Here is a 21,959-nt window from a genome sequence, read left to right on the forward strand (position 1 = left end):
CTCTTATGTATTTTTGGAATTAATATATAAAAATAATAAAAAGTGAGCTAAACTATTTTTTAAGAACATAATTAGAGTATAGATATAATATAAAATCTAAATTGTAAAATTATTTATATTTATATTATACTTTTTATATATAAATAATCTACAAATTATCTTAAGGTAAATAATGAAACATAATAGAGTTTATATTCTTATTTCAATAGTGTTTTTTTTGTTATATATTTTCATAATTTTTGCAACATATAATACAAATAAAACATATTTATTAAATAATACAATAAATACACAACTAAAATTAGTCCATTCATATAAAGAGAAGTTTGATGAGAAACTATCTGCATTAAAAAGAATTGTTGAAACAATGGGAAAAAAACTAATAAAAAAAGATAGATTTAAAGATTTTAATTCCATAAAAGAGATGCTTACAACTGCAATGATTTCGGGGGATGGATTTAAAAGTGTATATATATCTTATCCAGATAACTTCACTATATCAGGAAGAACCGATTGGTATTATACAGATGATTATATTGCAGTAACAAGACCTTGGTATGTTCAAGCAGTAAATAAAGGAAAAACAACAATCTCTAAACCATATGTTGGTTCTGCTGGATTTGAAGATAAACTTTATATAAGTATAGCTTCTCCTATTTATGATAAAAATAAAAACCTTTTAGCTGTAATGTCAAGTGATTTGGAACTAAAATCTGTACAAAAAGAGATTTCAAAATTTTTTCCTTTTAAAAAAGGATTTGCTTTTTTAATGACAAATGATTCTCAAGTAATTGTCCAGTCAAATAAACTTGGAATTGATTTTGAAGATAAAAAATTATTAAAATTTTTAGAAACATTTCAAAATAATAAAAAAGGCGACAAAACTTTTAAAATAGACAATCAAGAGTATATATTTACATTTGAAAGACTTAAAAACAGTGATTGGTTGTTTGTTTCTGTATTACAAAAAGATGAGATATTTAAAACTTTAAATCAGCAACTTTTTATGAACTTGATATCTTCTTTAATACTTTTTCTTTTAGGTTTAGGAACAATAATATTTATATCTATAACACAAAAAAAACTTTATGAAAAACATTTGCTTTTAGGACATTTTGCTAAAAGTCCTACGTGGGGAATACTACTAACAGATAAGAATGGAAATATTTTATTTATAAATAAAGTATTTGAAAAAATATTTAATATAAAAAGCAAAAGCTTATATGAAAAACCACTAAGTACTATAAAAGAGTTAATAAAAAATGAAAAAATAGATAAAAATGACTGTTTTGATGATATCAAAAAAAATCTTTTTTCTGTAAAGTCTTATAATCTAAAAAGAAATAATAAAACGTATAGAGTCCAAATGACTCCTTTATTAAACAATTTTCACAAAGAATTAGAAGGTACTATTATTACAGTAAATGACATAAGCCATGAAAAATACTTAGAAAAAAAAGAGAGTGAACATGAACAAATTCTTATTCAAAATAGTAAAATGGCAGCTTTAGGGGAGATGGTAAGTGCTATTTCACATCAATGGAGACAGCCTTTAAGTACTCTTTTAATGCTAATAAGTAATGCAGAAGAGATTGTAGAAAAAAACTCATTAACTAAAGCTCATAACTACTTATTAAGATCAAGAGATACTATTGAACTTATGAATGAAACTGTAAATGCATTTAGAAACTTCTATAAAGAAGAGTACGGAAAAAAAGAGTTTAATCTAATAAAAATCATAAAAGAAGTTATACTAATAAGTTTTCCACAAATGCAAATGAACGGAATTGAATTAGAGTTTGATTATGATAAAGATAAAGACTATGAGTGTACTAACTATCCATCATACATCAAACAAGTTTTAATTAATCTTTTTGGAAATGCAAAAGATGAACTATCATTTATTTTAAGACAAAAACCACTTTATGAAGCAAAAATAAAAATCAATCTTTATAGAAAAAAAGAGCATTTTTATATAAGTGTAGAAGATAATGGAAGAGGTATTTTAAAAGAGAATAAAGATAAAATATTTAAACCATTTTTTACAACAAAAAACCAAGGAACAGGAACAGGTTTATATTTATGTGATTTATTAGTAAAAAATAGAATGAATGGAAATTTATATTTAAATAGTTTACAAAACCCAACAAAATTTATAATAAAAATTGGAGTTAAAGATGTATGATAAAATTCAAGAATTACTTGAAAATAAAAATATTTTAATAGTTGAAGATGAAGAGAGTTTATTAAATATTATGGTTGAATCCATACAAGATTATGCTACAAATGTATACACAGCAAAAAATGGTCTGGAGGGATTAAATTGTTTTGAAACCAACTCTATTGATTTAATAATTTCAGATATTCACATGGCAAAAATGAATGGATTGAAAATGTGTAGTGAAATAAGAAAGATAGATTCATATGTACCAATTATTTTTTTAACTGCTTATGATACAGATGAAAATATGCTTGAAGCAATACAATTAAAAAGTAAAAGTGTTTTAAAAAAACCATTTGATAAAAAACAGTTACTTGTATCTATGATATTAGCAATTTCTTCATTTAAAGAAGAGTTTAAATTTTTTGATTTGAAAAATGGTTTTAAATATAATTTTGAAGCAAAAGAACTTTTATATGATGATGAAACAATCAATCTTACTAAAAAAGAGCAAAGACTTTTAGAACTACTTATCAAACACCATGAACATACTGTTCCTTTTTCTCTTATTGAAAACTTTGTATGGAAAGATAGTGGTGCTACTGCTGATGCTATAAGAATGTTTATTAATAAGCTACGAAAAAAGACCTATACAGAACTAATTCAAAATATTCAAGGTATTGGATATAAACTCACTTTAAAATAAAATTAATTAAATTTATTAAAAAAAATTAAAGATTATACTTTTTTTATACTATTCCAATAATATTTCTTTACACAAAATATAGGAGATTAGGAATGGGAATACTTAAAAAAAGCTTGTTACTTTTAAGCATATTAGGAGTTACAAGTTTTGCCTTAGCGCAAGACTCTGTTATTAAAGAGCGAACAAAACTATTTAAAAATGGAAAAGATATTGGTTTTATAACTATATTAACTCCAGTTGACGTAGTAAAAAAACAAGCAGGTAAAGTAACTATCAAAGTAAAAGGCTATAGATTAGAAAACTATCCACAAATGATTCTTAGAGATATCAAAAGAAAAGAATTATATGCTGAGTTTAAAGATGAAAAAAGTTCAAATGAATCTTTTAAAACAGTTAAAAAACATGAAGATGATTATGGTGAAATCTGGCATGAAGTTGAAGGAGTTTTTACAATTGATTTAAAAAATATTGCAAAAAACCCAGATAAATTAAAACTTAAAGCTAAAAAAACATATGAGCAAAGTTGTTCAATGTGTCATCATTTACCAGCATCAAATGCGTACACTGTAAATCAATGGCCACAACAAATTGAAAGTATGATGGAGCAAGTAACATTAGATCCACATACAAAAAATCTAATTATTAAATATCTGCAACAACATGCAGCTGATTCAAAATAAAGGAGACAAAATGAAACGTAGGGATTTTTTAAAATGTAGTTCAATTCTTGGTGCAGCAACGACTGTAAAAGCAAATAGTTTTGGTTGGGCAGACCTAACTAACTTTGATGATAGAAAAACAGTACTAAGTTCAAATAGATTTGGTATGTTTGAAGCAGTAATACAAAGTGGAGAAGTTATAGAAACTAAAGCTTTTAAAGGTGATTATTTTCCAAGTCCAATGATAAAATCAGTTGCAGATAGATTGCAAAATCAAACACGTGTTGAATACCCAATGGTTAGAAAGTCATTTTTAAAAGCAAAAGGACCATCAAATAATAACCTAAGAGGGAAAGAAGAGTTTGTAAGAGTATCTTGGGATGTTGCTCTTGATTTAGCAGCAAAACATATGAGAGAAACATTTGATAAACACGGACCTGAAAGTATTTATGGAGAGTGCTACTGGTGGGGTGGTTCTGGTAGAGTAAGTTGGGGACGAACTGTATCTAGAAGAATGATGAGAATCTTAGGTGGATTTGTAACTGAATCAGGTGATTATTCAACTGGTGCTGGTCTTGTTATTATGCCTCATGTTTTAGGAGGTTCTTCTGTTTATGATACACCAACTAAATGGAAATCAATAATAGAAAATGCAAAAAATGTTGTAGTTTGGGGTTGCGATCCATTAATTACAAATCAAATAACATGGTCAACTCCACTTCATAGATGCTTTAAAGATTATGAAAAATTACAAGCTGCAGTTTTTAGTGGAAAAATTAAAGCATTTAGTGTAGATCCAAGAAAAAATGATACACAAAAATTCTTAGATGCAGAACACATAGCAGTAAAACCAAATACAGATGTTGCACTAATGATTGGTATGGCACACTATTTATATACAAAAAAACTATATGATGAAAAATTTATCAAAAAATATACTGTTGGTTTTAATAAATTTAAAAAATACCTATTAGGTAAAGAAGATGGTCAAGCAAAAGATATCAACTGGGCTTCTGAAATTTGTGGAGTTGATGCAAAAACTATTGCAAAATTTGCAAAAACATTAGCAAAAGAAAGAACAGTATTATTATGTGGTAGAGCACTTCAAAGACAAGACCATGGGGAACAAGCTCACTGGATGTGCACAGTACTAGCAGCTATGTTAGGACATATGGGATTACCAGGTGGTGGAATTGAGTTCTCACTTGCATATAATTCAAGTGGAGCAACAGATAAACTAGCACCAACAATTACAGGTATTAGCCAATCTATTCCTGAAAAATACAATAACAAATATCCAAATGCACCTTGGTTAAAACATCATGATGTTGTTATTCCATCATCAAGATCAATAGAAGCAATTCAAAGACCAGGAGAAAATTTAGACCAAAATGGTAAAAAAATAAAATTACCACATATTAGACTAATGTATAACGCATCAGGTTCACCACTTACAAGACACCACGATGTAAACAATATGCTAGAACAATGGAAAAAAGTTGACACAGTAATTACAGCTGAGCCTTACTGGACTTCTACTGCTAAAATGTCAGATATAGTATTTCCTGTAGCAACAGAACTTGAAAGAATAGATATAGACCAAACAGGTGGAACAAAAGAGTATATAATTGCAAGAAAAGCTCATATTAAACCAGCAGGTGAGAGTCAAAGTGATTTCTGGATTTGTAGAGAACTTTGTAAAAGATGGGGTTATGAAGAGGTATTTACAGAAGAAAAAACTGAATTAGAATGGGTTAAATATATCTATGAAGATGCTGTTCAAAAAGCAAAAGCTATGAATATGAAAATGCCATCATTTGATAAATTCTGGGAAAAAGGTTATGTAAGATTCCAAGAAGATGATGAATCAACTCAAAACTATACTAGATATACTGAATTTAGAGATAACCCATATAAACATAGACTTGGAACACCATCAGGTAAAATAGAGATATACTCTCCTGTAATTGCAAAATTCAATTATGATGATTGCAAAGGACACCCAACTTGGATGGAACCAATCGAGTGGTTAGGAGATAAAAAACAAACTAAAAAATATCCAATGCATATTATTAGTCCACACTCAAAATATAGATTACACTCTCAATTAAATAATACATTTATTAGAGGTTTATATGAAATTAGTGGAAGAGAGCCTGTTTTAATAAATCCTAAAGAAGCTAAAAAAAGAGGCTTAAAAACAGGTGACATTGCAAGAGTTTTCAATGATAGAGGTGAAATTTTAGCTGGTGTTTATGTAACTGATGCTGTAATAGATGAAGTTGCTACATTATGTGAAGGTGCTTGGTATTCTCCTGAAAATTTAGGAGATAAAACACTTTGTCAACATGGTAATGTAAATGTTCTTACTATTGATAAAGGAACATCAAAATTAGCTCAAAGTAATATTGCACACACTGCATTAGTTGAGATAGAAAAATACAAAGGTAGTTTAAAGCCAATCAACGCTTTTACAAAACCTAAAATTCTTCAAAACTTATAAAAAAAGGCACAAATTTGTGCCTTTTTTATCTTACATAATAATAACTAACATTATAAACAATCACTTTTAATTAAATAGTTTAAAATTTATCCTTTTTTATGCATAGTAGGTATAAAATACTAAATTTATAAAGTAGGAAAAATGGACATAATATTATTTATTGAATATATAGGAATTGCATCAGCTGCACTTAGTGGCTTTTTATTTGGTGTAAAAAAAGGTTGTGATTGGCTTGGATTATTTATAGCAGCTTTTTTAACAGCACTAGGTGGCGGAATAATAAGAGATCTACTTGTTGGTAGAGATATCTACTCTTTTACTCACTATATGCCCGTACTTATTGTAATTATCGTTTTATTTATCTCTAGATTTTTAAAAGTTTATAAAAGATATGGAGAATTAGAAAAAAAGTTCATTTTTATATTTGCAGATGCTATTGATTTTATTTGCTTTTCTATTGTTGGAGCCATGATAGCTATCGAATTTGGTTTTAATATCTTTGGAGTTGCATTTGTTGCATTTTTCAATGGAGTAGGAGGCGGTATTTTAAGAGATATCCTTCTAAATGAAGTACCATGGTTTATGAGAACAGGACTATATGGAACCATCAGTTTTGGTGTTGGTATAACATATTATATCTTACATCTTGTAGGATTAAATACAATTTTTTATATCATAACATTATTAGCCCTTGGAATTTTAATAAGAATGATAGCATACTATAAAGGATGGCAACTACCACCATTGAAGGATTAGGAGAAATCAAATATAATATTTAATATCTAAGTAAAAATATTAATTAAACAAGCAAATATATTTGTTAATACATTATTTTAATATACTTAAGTATCTAGCCTCTAAAAAAGAGGCTTAGTTTGTTTATTAATCTTTAGGAAGTAGCTTCACAGGAACGATTTGGAATTCGTCCATGTTCCATACATTATTTGTAACATATGGTTCACTCTCTAACCATTCATTTAATTCATCATCATTTTCAAAATCAACAAAAAGTGTTGAGCCTACCATTTGATCTTCTTCTATTAATGCTCCAGCTTCAATAATCTTACCTTCAGCCATTAATTTTTTTGCACCCTCTACATGTGCCTCTCTTGCTTCTAGTCTTTTATCTAGTGAATTATCATTATCATAAGCAATTATTAGGTATTGCATTTTTATTCCTTTTATTTTTTTAAATTATATCATATTTAGATGATATTGAAATTACACTATTTAATAATCATTAATTCTTCGAAAAAATATCCTTGCATATAATCACATCCTAGCTCTTTAACTAAATCATAATCACGCTGTGTTTCAATGCCTTCAATAATACTTTTTTGTCCATTTAGTCTAATTGTTGTTAAGATACCTTTTAAATAGTGCATATAGTTATAATTTAGTTCGATTTGACGTAAAAAAGATTTGTCAATTTTGATATATTTACTTCCATTCATCATATAAAAAGAGAACATTGAACCATCTTGTCCAAAATCATCAAGTGCTGTTTCTATATTTTTGTTATTTAACCATGAAGAAAAATTTCGCATTATATTTGCACTTGTTTCATCATCACTACCATTTTCTGTAATTTCTACTACTATATCATCTTTTTTGTTATTTAAAAAAAGTTCCCAATAAGATTGTTGTTCACAAGATACAAATATATCTGCATCAAAATTTAAAAATAATTTTTTATTTTCTGTAAAACTTTCAAATTGTAACTGCTTATTTCTTTTTTCAAGTTCAAAAAATAATTTATTGTTATGATGTAAGTGCCTAAAAATATCCTCAGTAGAGATAAGATTATTATCAATCTCAAACTTTGATAAAGCCTCATAAGCATAGATATCATCTGTCTTTGTGTCAATTATTGGTTCGTACTTAGTAAAGTATTTTGCGGTTAATATTAAGTGTTTAAATTCTATATTATTCATAATAATAATATAACAAAAAACAACTTAATATTTTTTGATAATTAGTATCAATATTGAAAATAATCTGTAGCGAATAAAAAAGTGGTAGGATAAGCTATTGCATTAAAGTATCTAAGTAATAAAGAAACTTTAATATTAGGCATTATCTCTTCTATTAAAACTCCATTATTTATCTTTTGCATTATAGAGAGTTTAAAAGCGATATCAAAAAACTTTATACCAACTATACTTAACATTAAAAAACTATAATTATTAAGATAAACACTTAAAAAAATAGAGTAAATAAAGCTAGAGTTTAAAAGGAAGTAAAGAATTATATTCTTATTGAAAATAGCTAGATTATTAGATAATAATCCATAAATAGTATCTGACTTTTGCCAATTTGATTCAAAAAGTTCAATTGCAATAAAAAGAAAAAATAAAGATATTATATCCATATTTAAAAAAAAGCAAGGATTACTCCTTACTTTTTATTTATCTCCATAAGAAAATTTGATTTTTTTATCTTTGTATAAACCTGTTCCAACTGGAATAGTTCTACCAATAACAACATTTTCTTTTAAGTCTTCTAACATATCCATCTTAGCAGAAATTGCAGCTTCTGTTAAAACTTTAGTAGTTTCCTGGAACGATGCAGCTGATATAATAGAATCAGATGTTACAGCAGCTCTTGTAATACCAAGTAATAATGGTTCAGCAATTGCTGGCTCACCGCCAAGTTTGATAATTCTTTCATTTTCTATTTTAAATCTTTTCTTAGATATCATATCACCAACGATGAATTTAGTATCTCCACCATCTAAAATAGAAACTTGTCTTAACATTTGAGATAAAATAACCTCAATATGTTTATCCGCAATATTTACCCCTTGAGATCTATATACTTGCTGAACTTCTGATACAATAAATCCATGAAGTGCTTTTTCACCTAGAATTTTTAATATATCATGTGATGCTAATTGTCCCTCTGTTAATGCTTCACCAGCATGAACAAACTCACCTTCATGTACTAAAATCTGTTTAGATTTTTCTACTAAGAACTCTGCTTTTGCACCATTTGCATCAGTAATAACAATTCTTTGTTTATTTCTAAGTGGTTTACCAAATGAAACAATACCATCAAATGAAGCAAGTACTGCAATATTTTTAGGTCTTCTAGCCTCAAACAATTCAGATACTCTTGGAAGACCTCCAGTAATATCTTTTGATTTTTGAGTAGCTTTTGGTGTTTTACCTAAAACATCTGCAACTTCAACTTTTTGACCTTCACTAACATTTAATGAAGTTTTTGGTTCTAATGAATATCTTAATACTTCTTTATTACTTGTTGCCAATGAAATAGTAGGTTTATAACCTGCTGGAATGTATTCATTTACAACTAGTTTTGAAGTACCAGTTAATTCATCATATTGCTCAGATACTGTTACACCTGGAATAATATCTTCAAATGCGATTGTACCAGCTTCTTCTGCAATTGTTGGGTTTGCATATGGATCCCACTCAGCAATAACATTTTGTTCTTGTGTTTTTGGAATTGCAATGATAGAGTCTTTTTCAACTGGACTATCATCACTAAATTCTACTAAAGAACCTCTTGCAATATAGTGTCTTAAAGCTTCTCTATCGTCTGCATCAACAATAACAGAGAAAAGACCTTTTTCAACAACTTCATCACCAGCTTTAATGTCATGTCTTCTTTCTAAATAATCACCTTTTAGCTTATAGTATTTTACAATACCTTTCGCGTTTGATAATACATTTGATGTAATTGGATCTCCATCTTCAACTCTTAAGATTGAAGCAAATGGGATTCTGTTTGGTACATTCCATCCATCTTTTATCATCTCAACAATTGATTCATTTTCACCAACTTCATCTCCATTTGAATAAGGAAGATATAATTTACCATCAATTTTTCCAGATACACCCGCAAGCTCATTTGGCTTAGCAACATCATTCTTTCTTAGGTAATATTTTTTGTTCTCTTTTCCATTAGAAATTGTTAAAATTGTTTCTTCATGTATAGTTTCAACTGTTACTTTACCTTTAAAAGGAGCATTGATTTTAGGCTCAACAAGTAAAACACCAGCATTTCTTCTGTTTGCAACAATGATTCTATTTGCTTTATCAATATATGTTTTTATATTGTAATATCTAATAAAACCTTCTTTATCAACTTTTAATTCTCTTTCTGTTTGAGTAGCACTTGCAGTACCACCAACGTGGAAAGTTCTAAGTGTAAGCTGTGTTCCTGGCTCACCAATTGATTGAGCTGCTAATACACCAACAGCTTCACCTGGATTTGCTTTTCTTTGCTCACCAAGATTCAGACCATAACATTTTGAACATAATCCATTTTCTACTTTACAAGTTAAAGGTGTTCTAATTACAACAGATTTTACTTCAGCATCAGCAACAACTTTTGCATTTTCTTCTGTAATTAATGTCCCTTCTGTAAACAAAATTTCATTAGAAATAGGATCAATTATATCTTCTGCAATCACTCTACCAGTAATTCTTTCTTCTAAACTTTCAATTAATTCATTACCAGAAGATAAATCAGTAATTTCAATACCCTCATGAGTTCCACAATCATCTGTAGTAATTCTCACATTTTGAGATACATCAATTAATTTTCTTGTTAAATAACCAGCATTTGCTGTTTTAAGTGCTGTATCTGCTAAACCTTTTCTAGCACCGTGAGTAGAAATAAAGTACTCAAGTACATTTAGACCTTCTCTAAAGTTAGAAATAATTGGTGTTTCAATAATTGAACCATCAGGTTTAGCCATAAGACCCCTCATACCTGCAAGCTGTCTAATCTGTGCAGCAGAACCTCTAGCCCCAGAGTCAGCCATCATATAAATAGAGTTAAAACCATTTTTATCAGTTTCAATAATCTCCATCATTTCTGATCCAAGAGTATTATTAATTTCAGTCCAAATATCAATAATTTTATTATATCTTTCTTGCTCAGTTAATAAACCTTGAGAAAATTGTTTTTGAACTTCAATAACTTCTTTTTTAGATTTAACTACATGATCTGCTTTTGATTCAGGTACTTTAATATCTGCAATTGAAACAGAAATACCAGCATCCGTTGCATATCTAAAACCTAAGTTTTTAAGATTATCTAAAAATCTTGGAGTTACTTTATATCCACCATGTTTATAAATATAATCAACTAATGTTCCAATATCTTTTTTCTTTAAAATCTTATTCCATAAATTTTCAGGTACAAATTCAGGTAAAATCTCTTTTACAATCAGTCTTCCAACTGTTGTATGAATGATTTTATCATCTAATTTTGTTCTAATTTTTGCATGTAAATCTACTTGCTTCATTTCTAAAGCAATTTTAACTTCATTTACATCTGTAAATAATTTATGTTGACCTTTTACTCCATCTTTTGATAATGAAAGATAATAAATACCTAAAATCATATCTTGCGATGGAACCGCAATAGCTCTACCTGATGCAGGTAAAATAATATTCATAGATGACATCATTAAAATCTTAGCTTCAGCAATTGCTTCTTGTGACAATGGCACGTGAACTGCCATTTGGTCACCATCAAAGTCAGCATTAAATGCAGCACAAACTAATGGATGTAACTGAATTGCTTTACCATCAATTAATACAGGGTGGAAACCTTGAATTGACAATTTATGAAGAGTTGGTGCTCTATTTAATAGTATTGGATATTCGTTTACTATTTCAGATAAACATTCCCAAACTTCATTTGTTTCACTCTCAATTAATCTTTTTGAAGATTTTAAAGTTGTTGCATAACCTTTTTCTTCTAGTTTTGCCATTAAGTGTGGTTTAAATAACTCAAGAGCCATTTTTTTAGGAATACCACATTGATCCATATTTAAAGATGGTCCTACAACAATAACAGATCTACCTGAGAAGTCAACCCTTTTACCAAGTAAGTTCTGTCTAAATCTACCTTGTTTACCTTTAATAATTTCAGATAATGATTTTAAAGGTCTTTTATTTGCACCCTTAACTGCATTTGCAGTTTTTCCATTATCAAATAAAGCATCAACTGCTTCTTGAAGCATTCTTTTTTCATTTCTAATAATAATTTCAGGTGCATCAAGTTCAGTAAGTCTTTTAAGTCTGTTATTTCTGTTAATAACTCTTCTATATAAGTCATTTACATCAGAAACTGCGAACTTACCACCATCTAATGATACTAATGGTCTTAAATCAGGTGGAAGAACTGGAAGCTGAGTTAACATCATCCATTCTGGTCTATTTCCTGAATTAATAAAGTTTTCAACTACTTTCAATCTTTTGATAATAGTTTTTCTTTTTGCTTCAGATTTAGTAGATGACATTTCAGATTTTAATTTTTCTAAAAGTTCAAACAAGTCAAGATATTCTAAAAGATTTCTTACAATATCTCCACCCATATTAGCTTCAAATCCTGTATGTTCAAATAAATCAGAAATAGTTCTATATTGTTCTTCATTTAATATATCGTATTTAAGAACTTTTTTTGTTTTCTCATTATCATAATAAGCTTCACCTGGCTCACTTACAATATATGCTTCATAATAAAGTACTCTTTCAAGATCTTTTAATTTAACACCTAAAAGTGTACCAATTCTTGTAGGAAGAGATGACACCATCCAAATGTGTGCTACAGGAGAAACAAGATCAATATGACCCATTCTGTGTCTTCTTACCTTTGAAGAAGTTACTTCAACTCCACATTTTTCACATACAACTCCGTTGTATCTCATTTTTTTATATTTACCACAAAGACACTCATAATCTTTTATTGGACCAAATATTTTAGCACAAAAAAGACCATCTCTTTCTGGTTTTAAAGTTCTGTAGTTTATTGTTTCTGGTTTTTTAACTTCACCACAAGACCAAGAAAGAATTTTTTCTGGACTTGCAAGTCTAAGTTGAAAAGCAGAAAAATCTTGTGGTCTTTCTAACTCTTTTATTTCGATAGGTTTTAATACTTTTTCAGTTTTACTCATTCTCTTCTACCTCGTCAAAAATATCAACGTCTAAACCAAGAGCTTTAAGCTCTTTTGTTAATACGAAGAATGTTTCAGGAACACCTGATCTTGGAACATTTTCCCCATTTGCTATAGCTCTATAAGCTCTTGTTCTACCTTCAACATCATCTGATTTTGTTGTAAGCATCTCTTTAAGAACACTAGTAGCACCATATGCTTCTAATGCCCAAACTTCCATCTCACCAAATCTTTGTCCACCAAATAGTGCTTTACCACCAACTGGTTGTTGTGTAACAAGTGAATATGGTCCAGTAGATCTTGCATGAACTTTTTCATCAACTAAGTGATGAAGTTTTAGCATATACATATAACCTACATTTACTCTTTCTTTCATCTTATCACCAGTTTTTCCATCATAAAGTGCTGATTTACCATCTGTATCAATTTTTGCTAATTCAAAAAGTTTTTCAAACTCATATACTTCAACACCATCAAATACTTGAGTAGCAAATCTAACACCTTTTGCCCAATCTTGTGCATAATCAACTAGTTCTTCATCAGTTAAAGAATTCATAAATTCCTTACCTTTCATAAGCTTAGCAGTACTTGCAATTTCAGACATTTTTTCTCTAAGTTCAATTATAAACTCTGCTCGTTTAGCTTCAAATATTTCTTGGATTTGATTACCAAGTCTTTTACCAACTAAACCTAAGTGAACTTCCATAATTTGACCGATATTCATCCTTGATGGAACCCCAAGTGGGTTAAGAATTACATCAACAGTTGTTCCATCTTCTAAATATGGCATGTCAACTTGAGGAACAATATTAGAAACGATACCTTTGTTACCGTGTCTACCAGCCATTTTATCACCAACTTTAATCTTTCTTTTAGTTGCAATATATACTTTTACCTGTTTAATTACACCACTTGGTAAAATATCATCATGCTCAAGAACTTGAAGCTTTTCTTCATGTTCTTGTCTTAATGTAGATTTTTGCTTGATAAAATGCTCTTTAATATTGTTATAAACATTTTGAACATCTCTGTTATATGAAGCAACTACTTTTTTCATAGCAAATCTATTTACATTTGAAAGTACATCAAATGGTATATTATCACCTTTTTTGTAAGTTGTTCCATCTACTTCAACATCTTTATCTAATGCTGATTTTGATAATAAATCATTAATTTTTAAAATCTCTTCTCTATCAAGCATCAATAATTTATCATGATGTTTAACATCAAGTTCAGATTTTTCTGATTCAATTTCTGCTACTGCTCTTTCGTCTTTTTCATAACCTTTTTTAGTAAATACTTTAACATCTACTACAGTACCTTCCATTGATGTTGGACAATATAATGATTTATTAATAACATGCCCAGCTTTTTCACCAAAAATTGCTCTTAAAAGTCTTTCTTCTGGAGTTGGCTTAATCTCACCTTTTGGTGTAACTTTTCCAACTAAAATCATTCCTGGTTTAACAAAAGTACCAACTTTAATAATACCAGACGCATCTAAATGAGAAATTGATTCTTCTTTTACACCTGGTAAATCTCTAGTGATTTCTTCATTACCATGTTTAAGTTCTCTACATTCAACATCTTTTTCATAAATATGTACAGATGTAAATGCATCTTCTTTTATCAATCTTTGAGAAAGAACAATAGCATCTTCATAGTTATAACCATTCCAAGGCATAAATGCAACCATTGCATTAACACCAACAGCTAATTCACCTTTATCCATTGAAGGACCATCAGCAATAACTTGACCTTTTTCAACTTCTTGACCTTGTTTTACTGCAACTCTTTGTCCAAATGATGTATTATTATTTGTTCTTGAGTTCTTGCTAATTTGATAATGGTCAATAAATGCACCACTTTCATCTTCACCTCTGATGTAGATGTTTTTAGCATCTGCTTTTTCAACAACACCTGCTCTAGAGGCTTTTATAGCTTCCCAAGCATCTCTTGCTACTGTTTTTTCTAAACCTGTACCAACAATAGGAGCATTAGGTTTTAATAATGGAACAGCTTGTCTCATCATATTTGAACCCATAAGTGCTCTGTTGGCATCATCATGTTCTAAGAATGGAATAAGTGAGGCAGCAACACCCATAACCATTTGTGAAGAGATATCAATATAGCTTACTTTACTTCTTTCCATAAGTAAAATTTCACCATTTTGTCTAGCTTCAATTAAAGGCTCTACAATCTTACCATTATCATCAACTTTTGTTGAACCAGGTGCAATTACAAGTCCTTCTTCTAAAGTTGCAGTCATGTAAGTAATTTCATTTGTTACTACACCATCTTTAACTTTTTTATATGGAGCTTCAATAAATCCTAAATCATTTACTTTTGCATAAGTTGATAAAGTATTAATAAGCCCAATATTTTGTCCCTCAGGAGTTTCAACTGGACAGATTCTTCCATAATGAGTTGGGTGAACATCTCTTACTTCAAATCCAGCTCTTTCTTTAACTAATCCACCCTCACCAAGTGCAGAAAGTCTTCTTTTATGAGTAACTTCTGATAATGGGTTAGTTTGATCCATAAATTGTGACAATTGCCCTGATGTAAAGAATTCAGTAATTGTTGATGTAATCATTTTAGAGTTTACTAAATCATGTGGCATTAAATCTTCTAATGTACCACTTAATGTAGTCATTTTATCTCTAATAGCTTTTTGCATTTTAATAAGTCCAGAATGTAACTCATTTGCAAGAAGTTCACCAATTGCTCTAATTCTTCTATTACCTAAGTGATCTCTATCATCAATATGTCCGTGACCTGATTTAACTTTTACTAAATACTGAACAGTTTTAATTACATCTTCGTAAGTTAGTACTGTTACATACTCAGGAACATTAACACCAAGTTTATGGTTCATTTTCATTCTACCAACTTTTGTTAAATCATATCTTTCTGGATCAAAAAATAGTTTTCTAACAAACTCTTTAGCAGCTTCTTTTGTTACAGGCTCACCTGGTCTCATAACTTTATAAATTCTAATTGCTGATAAATCATTTTCATCATCAATTTGTTCTGTTTGTTTTAATAGCTTTAAAGACTCACTATCTGCTTTAAATGCATTGATAATTGAATCATCAACACCAGTTGCTAAATCATTAGCAATATCAAATGAATCAAATCCTAAATCTAATAATTTTTTTAATTTTAATTCATCTAAATTTGTTAAAGCATCAAATAATACTTCTCCAGACTCTGGATCAAAAATAGTACTTGCTGTTGATCTATCCATTAATAATTCAACTGGATACTCAACTAATTCAAGTCCACCTTCAACTAAAGCTTTTGCTTTTCTAGCTGTAAGTCTTTTACCAGCAGCTAAAATTAAATTACCTTTTTCATCTTTTAAATCAAAATCTAATCTACCAGAATAATCATCTGGATTAAATTTTGTTAAAAATTTATTATTTTTAACTTTTACATTAATTATTGGATAAAAAAGTTTTATAATATCTTCTTTAGAGTAACCTAATGCTCTAAAAAGAATTGTAACAGGTACTTTTCTTCTTTTGTTAATTCTTACATACAATACATCTTTTGCATCATATTCAAAATATAACCAAGAACCTCTATCTGGAATAATTTGACCAGTATAGATTAACTTGTGACCTGAAGTATTTGCTTCTTCTTCTTTGAAGATAACACCTGGAGATCTGTGTAGTTGGTTTACAACAACTCTTTCAACACCATTAACGATGAAAGAAGTTCTGTCTGTCATAAGTGGAATTTCTCTGATGAATAAAGATTGTTCTTTCATATCTTTAACACCGATTTTCTCACCAGTTTTTTCGTCAAGTTCCCATAAAGTTAATCTAATATTAATCTTCAATGGAATTGAATAAGTAAGACCCCTAACCATTGACTCTCTAACATCATATTTGGGTTTACCAACTTCTGAACCTAAGTACTCTAAAGTAACTCGATTTTGTGCGTCATGAATAGGGAATACTGATTTAAATACTTTTTCAATACCAGCATCAAATCTTTCATCTTTTCCTATCATCAAAAAGTTATCATAAGAGTTCTGTTGTAATTGTAGTAGATTTGGAATTTCTATTTGTTGTGGATTTTTTGCAAAATCAACTCTAAGTCTATTACCAGATTTTAAAGAGTTTAACATTGTCGACCTTAATAATTTGGTTTAGTTTTTTAGCTTTTTTTATAAAGCGCAAAAAGCATCCTAAAGGATAAGTTTAAAATTCTTTAAAAAAATTCTAAACTTAGCCCTCAGTGATGCTAGTCTTTTATGCAAAGTAGAAGGCTCTACTTTGCATACAATAATCTTTAATTTAAGTAATTATTTGATTTCTACAGATGCTCCAGCAGCTTCTAATTCAGCTTTTGCAGCTTCTGCATCTTCTTTAGAAACACCTTCTTTAACAGTTGATGGAGTTTCTTCAGCAGCAGATTTTGCTTCTTTTAGTCCAAGACCAGTTAATGATCTAATAACTTTAATTACATTAATTTTCTTAGCACCAGCATCAGTGATAACTACATCAAATTCAGTTTGCTCTTCAACTGCTTCAGCAGCTCCAGCAGCAGCTCCACCAGCAACAACAGTTGGTTGTGCAGATACACCAAATTTTTCTTCAAATTCTTTTACTAGTTCAGATAATTCTAATACAGATAAACCTGAAATGTACTCTAATACATCTTCTTTAGAAATTGCCATTTTATTTCCTCTAATTTTTATTTTTATAATATTTATTAATTTTAACCGCTATAAATTAAGCAGCCTCTTCTTCTTTTTTTTCTCTAAGATTGTCAAGCCCTGTAACAAAGTTTCTTGCAGGTGCTGTCCAAACAGAAAGTAACATACCAATAAGCTCATCTCTAGATGGTAATTTAGCAAATGCATTAACTCTATCAAGATCAGCTGGTTCACCTTCAATGATACCTGATTTAATAACAAATTTTTCGCTATTTTCAGATGCGAACTTGTCAGCTACTTTACAAGCAGAGATTTGATCTTCTGACCATAAGAAAATGTTAGTTCCATTTAACTCAACATCTCCTAACTCAGCATTTTTAACTGCAACTGTAACAAGTGTATTTTTAGCAACTTGAACTTTTGCTCCACTTTCTTTAGCGCTTTTTCTTAAAGATTCTAACTCTTTATGAGTAAGACCTTTATAATCACACACTACGATAGCTTGAGACTCTTTAAATTCAGCTGTTAAAAAATCAATAACTTCAGCTTTTTGTTGTTTAGTCATAATAGTTTTCCTCCTTTCAAAACATGAAACTTAAGCAGGTCTTACAAAAGACGGAGGTGTCTTTTACCGGCTGTCTCCAGTTTTATATCAGTGCTTTGATAACACTCAAAGATATAGATTTTTATCTACATATTTGAATATTATTTAATTCAAATAAGGAATAACCCTTATTTGATATCCATTAATTCTGTAGTATCTAATTTAATAGATGGAGACATTGTTAATGAAATTGCTGCATTTGAAATATATCTTCCTTTTGCAGTTGATGGTTTTGCTTTGTTGATAGCTCCTAAGAACGTTTCAACATTTTCTTTAATAGCTTCTGTTGAAAAAGATACTTTTCCAACTGCTGCTTGCATGTTACCTTTTTTGTCAACTCTATATGTAACTTTACCACCTTTAGCATCGCTAACAGCTTTAGTTACATCCATAGTAACAGTTCCAGTTTTAGGATTTGGCATTAAACCTTTTGGTCCTAAGATTCTACCTACTTTACCAACGATTCCCATACAATCAGGAGTTGCAATTAATACATCAAAATTAATATTCCCTGCTTGAATGTCTGCTGCTAATTCATCATTACCAACAATATCAGCACCAGCTGCTTTTGCTTCATCCATTTTAGCACCTTTTGCAAATACTGCAACTCTTACAGTTTTACCAGTACCATTAGGAAGAACAACTGCTCCTCTAATCATTTGATCAGCATGTCTTGGATCTACATTTAAGTTTAATGCAATTTCAATACTTTCATCAAATTTAGCAGACTTTAACTCTTTTAAATGAGTACAAGCTTCTGCTAATTCATAATTTTTATCTTCAATTTTTTCTGATAACGCTTTATATCTTTTTGAAACTTTTGCCATATTTTACTCCGCAATTTTTTTTATTTTGCTACCGCCAAGTTATAAAGTCTGGTGGTAAGACTTATTAGAAATTATGCTTCTACTTCAATACCCATTGATCTTGCTGAACCAGCAACAATTTTTGCAGCTTGTTCTTTATCATCAGTGTTTAAATCTGCGATTTTCATATCAACAATTTCTAAAACTTGTTCTTTAGTTAACTTTCCAATTTTGTTTTTAAGTGGATTGTCACTACCTTTTTTAATTCCAGACGTTTTTTTAATTAAGTCTGTCATAGGTGGTTGTTTTAGTGTAAATGTAAAACTTTTGTCCGAGTAAACAGTGATTTCAACTGGAATATTAAATCCACTTTTATCTTTTGTTTTTTCATTAAATGCTTTACAAAATTCCATAATGTTAATACCTCTTTGACCTAATGCAGGTCCAACAGGTGGTGATGGATTTGCAGCACCAGCTGGTATTTGAAGTTTAAGTGTACCTTCTACTTTTTTAGCCATCTAAATTCCTTTTCTAAATTTGTTATAACCATAGGCATTAGGCAATAAAACTATAAAAGAAGCAAGTTTGTATTGCCTAATGCCTATAAATTATTTTTTTAAACTACTCTTTCTACTTGCGTATAAGAGATTTCTACTGGAGTATTTCTTCCGAAAATTGAAACATTAAGTTTTAAAATTCCAGCAGTCATATCAAAATCTTCAACAATACCATTAAAGTTTGCAAATGGTCCTTCATTAATTCTAACCATTTCACCTTCATCAAATGATACTCTAGGTTTTGCAGCAGATCTATTATTAACTTTTTCTAAGATAAGATCAATATCTTTATCTGATAATGCAGTTGGTTTTTTTGATTCTCCAATGAATCTTCCAACTTTTGGCATTGATTGAATTCTATGCCATAATGCAGTATCTAAATCAATCTTTGCAAAAGCATATGCTGGATATAATGGTCTTTCAACTATTACTTTTTTACTTTTTTTAATTTCAATTAAATCTTCAGTTGGAACTAATACTTCAGCTATTTTATCATTTGCCATTTCATCAGCAAGTTTTTCTAAAGCTCTTTTTACTGTTAATTCACTACCTGAGTGAGTTTGAATTGCATACCATTTATGTGCCATTTTAATCCTTAATTCATTACTGAAGATAGGCTTAATGACATTACTGTATCAATTAGTGCTAAAAATAGTGTTATTACAGTAACAACAACAAATACAGATAAATATGCAGATCTAATTTGTTCTTTAATTGGAAAAATTACTTTAAACAGTTCATCTTTAGCATTTTTATAATAAGTTTTGAATTTATTCACAAGTGACTCCAGTATGTATTAAGCTATAAATTTTTTTAAAAAAAGTTTTTAACTACTTTCAAAAAAATTAATTATTATGGCAGGCCAGGAGGGACTCGAACCCCCAACCGTCGGATTTGGAATCCGGCGCTCTACCATTGGAGCTACTGACCTAAAAGAATAAAGATATAAGTTAAAGTCCTAAGACTTTAACTTAATTTCTTTATGTATTGTATGTTTTCTTAATCTTGGACTATATTTTTTAACCTCAAATTTCTCGCTATGAGTTTTTGGGTTTTTCCAAGTAGTGTAGTTAATATCTCCACTCTCTTCGCATTTTAATCCAATTTTTATTCTAATCGCTGCCATTAATCAATCCTTATTCGATGATTTCTGCAACAACTCCAGCACCTACAGTTCTACCACCTTCTCTAATAGCAAACTTTGTACCTTTTTCTAGAGCAATTGGAGCAACTAATTCAACTGTCATTTCTACGTTATCACCAGGCATAACCATTTCTACACCCTCTGGTAAATAAACTGAACCAGTCACGTCTGTTGTTCTTACATAAAATTGTGGTCTATATCCACTGAAAAATGGAGTATGTCTACCACCCTCTTCTTTTGAAAGGATATACACTTCACCTCTGAATTTAGTATGTGGAGTAATTGTTCCTGGCTTAACAAGAACTTGTCCTCTTTCTACTTCTTCTTTTTTGATACCTCTTAATAAAATACCGCAGTTATCACCAGCTTCACCTTGTTCCATCTCTTTTCTGAACATTTCTACACCAGTTACTGTAGTTTTTTGAGTATCTTTCATCCCAACGATTTCAATCTCACCACCAACTTTGATAGTACCTTTTTCAATTCTACCAGTTACAACTGTACCTCTTCCTGGGATAGAGAATACGTCTTCTACAGGCATTAAGAAATCTTGGTCAATATCTCTTTCTGGAGTTGGGATATATTCATCAACTGCATCCATTAATGCAACGATTTTTTCACCCCATGGACCAACATTACCAGCTTTTGCTTCTTCTAAAGCTTGGAATGCAGAACCAGCGATAATTGGAGTGTCATCACCTGGGAAATCATACTCAGATAATAATTCTCTAATCTCCATTTCAACTAGCTCTAACATCTCTTCTCTATCTTCTTCATCTAGTTGATCTTCTTTGTTCATAAATACAACGATATATGGAACACCAACTTGTTTAGATAATAGAATGTGCTCTCTTGTTTGAGCCATTGGTCCATCTGTTGAAGCAATTACTAAAATTGCACCATCCATTTGAGCAGCACCAGTAATCATGTTCTTAACATAATCGGCGTGACCTGGACAATCTACGTGTGCATAGTGTCTTTTGTCAGTTTCATACTCAATATGAGAAGTAGCAATTGTAATACCTCTATCTCTTTCTTCTGGAGCATTATCGATTTGATCATAATCCATAAGCTCTCCACTACCCTTAACTGATAAAACTGCAGAAATTGCAGCTGTTAATGTAGTTTTACCGTGGTCAACGTGACCAATAGTACCAATGTTAACATGCGGCTTGCTTCGTTCGAACTTTTCTTTTGCCATTGAAATTCCCCTTAA

The 21,959-nt window shown here is 29.8% G+C and carries 18 protein-coding genes and 1 tRNA gene; 5 read left to right on the top strand and 14 right to left on the bottom strand.

Annotated features, from left to right (window positions below; all coding sequences use genetic code 11):
* The first annotated feature begins 172 nt into the window (after nt 1-172).
* The 5 genes from AMRN_RS11510 (at nt 173) to AMRN_RS11530 (ending at nt 6,785) form a co-directional block, all read left to right on the top strand.
* Nucleotides 173-2,185 carry an ATP-binding protein gene (locus tag AMRN_RS11510; RefSeq protein ID WP_099310455.1) on the top strand — a complete coding sequence of 671 codons (2,013 nt, stop codon included), beginning with the start codon at nt 173-175 and terminating at the stop codon, nt 2,183-2,185.
* Nucleotides 2,178-2,867 carry a response regulator transcription factor gene (locus AMRN_RS11515; protein WP_099310456.1) on the top strand — a complete coding sequence of 230 codons (690 nt, stop codon included), beginning with the start codon at nt 2,178-2,180 and terminating at the stop codon, nt 2,865-2,867. The genes AMRN_RS11510 and AMRN_RS11515 overlap by 8 nt, the downstream gene beginning before the upstream one ends.
* A gap of 92 nt (nt 2,868-2,959) precedes the next feature.
* The gene (locus AMRN_RS11520) at nt 2,960-3,547 is read left to right on the top strand and encodes a hypothetical protein (RefSeq protein WP_099310457.1); all 588 of its coding nucleotides are present in this window, start codon (nt 2,960-2,962) and stop codon (nt 3,545-3,547) included.
* 10 nt (nt 3,548-3,557) lie between these two features.
* The gene (locus AMRN_RS11525; protein ID WP_099310458.1) at nt 3,558-6,029 is read left to right on the top strand and encodes a molybdopterin-dependent oxidoreductase; all 2,472 of its coding nucleotides are present in this window, start codon (nt 3,558-3,560) and stop codon (nt 6,027-6,029) included.
* A 141-nt stretch (nt 6,030-6,170) separates the two neighbouring features.
* On the top strand, nt 6,171-6,785 hold the full coding sequence (locus tag AMRN_RS11530; protein WP_079576835.1) for a trimeric intracellular cation channel family protein: 615 nt from the start codon (nt 6,171-6,173) through the stop codon (nt 6,783-6,785).
* Nucleotides 6,786-6,911: 126 nt separating this feature from the next.
* On the opposite strand, the gene AMRN_RS11535 is transcribed toward AMRN_RS11530, so the two are convergent.
* From AMRN_RS11535 to tuf, 14 genes are all read right to left on the bottom strand, one after another.
* Complete coding sequence (locus tag AMRN_RS11535) at nt 6,912-7,199, bottom strand: YciI family protein (RefSeq protein ID WP_099310459.1); 288 nt, start codon at nt 7,197-7,199, stop codon at nt 6,912-6,914.
* 56 nt (nt 7,200-7,255) lie between these two features.
* A complete protein-coding gene (locus AMRN_RS11540) occupies nt 7,256-7,963 on the bottom strand; it encodes an EAL domain-containing protein (protein WP_099310460.1) in 708 nt (235 codons plus the stop codon).
* A gap of 47 nt (nt 7,964-8,010) precedes the next feature.
* Complete coding sequence (locus AMRN_RS14285) at nt 8,011-8,199, bottom strand: hypothetical protein (protein ID WP_228199126.1); 189 nt, start codon at nt 8,197-8,199, stop codon at nt 8,011-8,013.
* Between the two features lie 234 nt (nt 8,200-8,433).
* Complete coding sequence (rpoC, locus tag AMRN_RS11550; protein ID WP_099310462.1) at nt 8,434-12,963, bottom strand: DNA-directed RNA polymerase subunit beta'; 4,530 nt, start codon at nt 12,961-12,963, stop codon at nt 8,434-8,436.
* The gene (rpoB, locus tag AMRN_RS11555; protein ID WP_099310463.1) at nt 12,956-17,101 is read right to left on the bottom strand and encodes a DNA-directed RNA polymerase subunit beta; all 4,146 of its coding nucleotides are present in this window, start codon (nt 17,099-17,101) and stop codon (nt 12,956-12,958) included. The genes rpoC and rpoB overlap by 8 nt, the downstream gene beginning before the upstream one ends.
* Before the next feature lie 177 nt (nt 17,102-17,278).
* Nucleotides 17,279-17,653, bottom strand: a complete 375-nt coding sequence (gene rplL, locus AMRN_RS11560) for a 50S ribosomal protein L7/L12 (protein ID WP_079576827.1) — start codon at nt 17,651-17,653, stop codon at nt 17,279-17,281.
* 55 nt (nt 17,654-17,708) lie between these two features.
* Nucleotides 17,709-18,197, bottom strand: coding sequence for a 50S ribosomal protein L10 (gene rplJ, locus AMRN_RS11565; protein WP_099310464.1), 489 nt, complete (start codon nt 18,195-18,197; stop codon nt 17,709-17,711).
* 167 nt (nt 18,198-18,364) lie between these two features.
* Complete coding sequence (gene rplA, locus AMRN_RS11570; protein WP_099310465.1) at nt 18,365-19,063, bottom strand: 50S ribosomal protein L1; 699 nt, start codon at nt 19,061-19,063, stop codon at nt 18,365-18,367.
* 71 nt (nt 19,064-19,134) lie between these two features.
* A complete protein-coding gene (rplK, locus tag AMRN_RS11575) occupies nt 19,135-19,560 on the bottom strand; it encodes a 50S ribosomal protein L11 (RefSeq protein ID WP_099310466.1) in 426 nt (141 codons plus the stop codon).
* A 98-nt stretch (nt 19,561-19,658) separates the two neighbouring features.
* Nucleotides 19,659-20,186: a transcription termination/antitermination protein NusG gene (nusG, locus tag AMRN_RS11580; protein ID WP_099310467.1), complete on the bottom strand. Its 528-nt coding sequence runs from the start codon at nt 20,184-20,186 to the stop codon at nt 19,659-19,661.
* An 8-nt stretch (nt 20,187-20,194) separates the two neighbouring features.
* Nucleotides 20,195-20,377, bottom strand: coding sequence for a preprotein translocase subunit SecE (gene secE / locus AMRN_RS11585; RefSeq protein ID WP_079576822.1), 183 nt, complete (start codon nt 20,375-20,377; stop codon nt 20,195-20,197).
* Between the two features lie 77 nt (nt 20,378-20,454).
* Nucleotides 20,455-20,530, bottom strand: a tRNA-Trp gene (locus AMRN_RS11590).
* Between the two features lie 27 nt (nt 20,531-20,557).
* Nucleotides 20,558-20,725: a 50S ribosomal protein L33 gene (gene rpmG, locus AMRN_RS11595; protein WP_079576821.1), complete on the bottom strand. Its 168-nt coding sequence runs from the start codon at nt 20,723-20,725 to the stop codon at nt 20,558-20,560.
* A 10-nt stretch (nt 20,726-20,735) separates the two neighbouring features.
* Nucleotides 20,736-21,944, bottom strand: a complete 1,209-nt coding sequence (tuf, locus tag AMRN_RS11600) for an elongation factor Tu (RefSeq protein ID WP_099310468.1) — start codon at nt 21,942-21,944, stop codon at nt 20,736-20,738.
* Between the last annotated feature and the right edge of the window lie 15 nt (nt 21,945-21,959).

The sequence above is a fragment of the Malaciobacter marinus genome, from assembly GCF_003544855.1.
In the GTDB taxonomy this organism is placed as follows: domain Bacteria; phylum Campylobacterota; class Campylobacteria; order Campylobacterales; family Arcobacteraceae; genus Malaciobacter; species Malaciobacter marinus.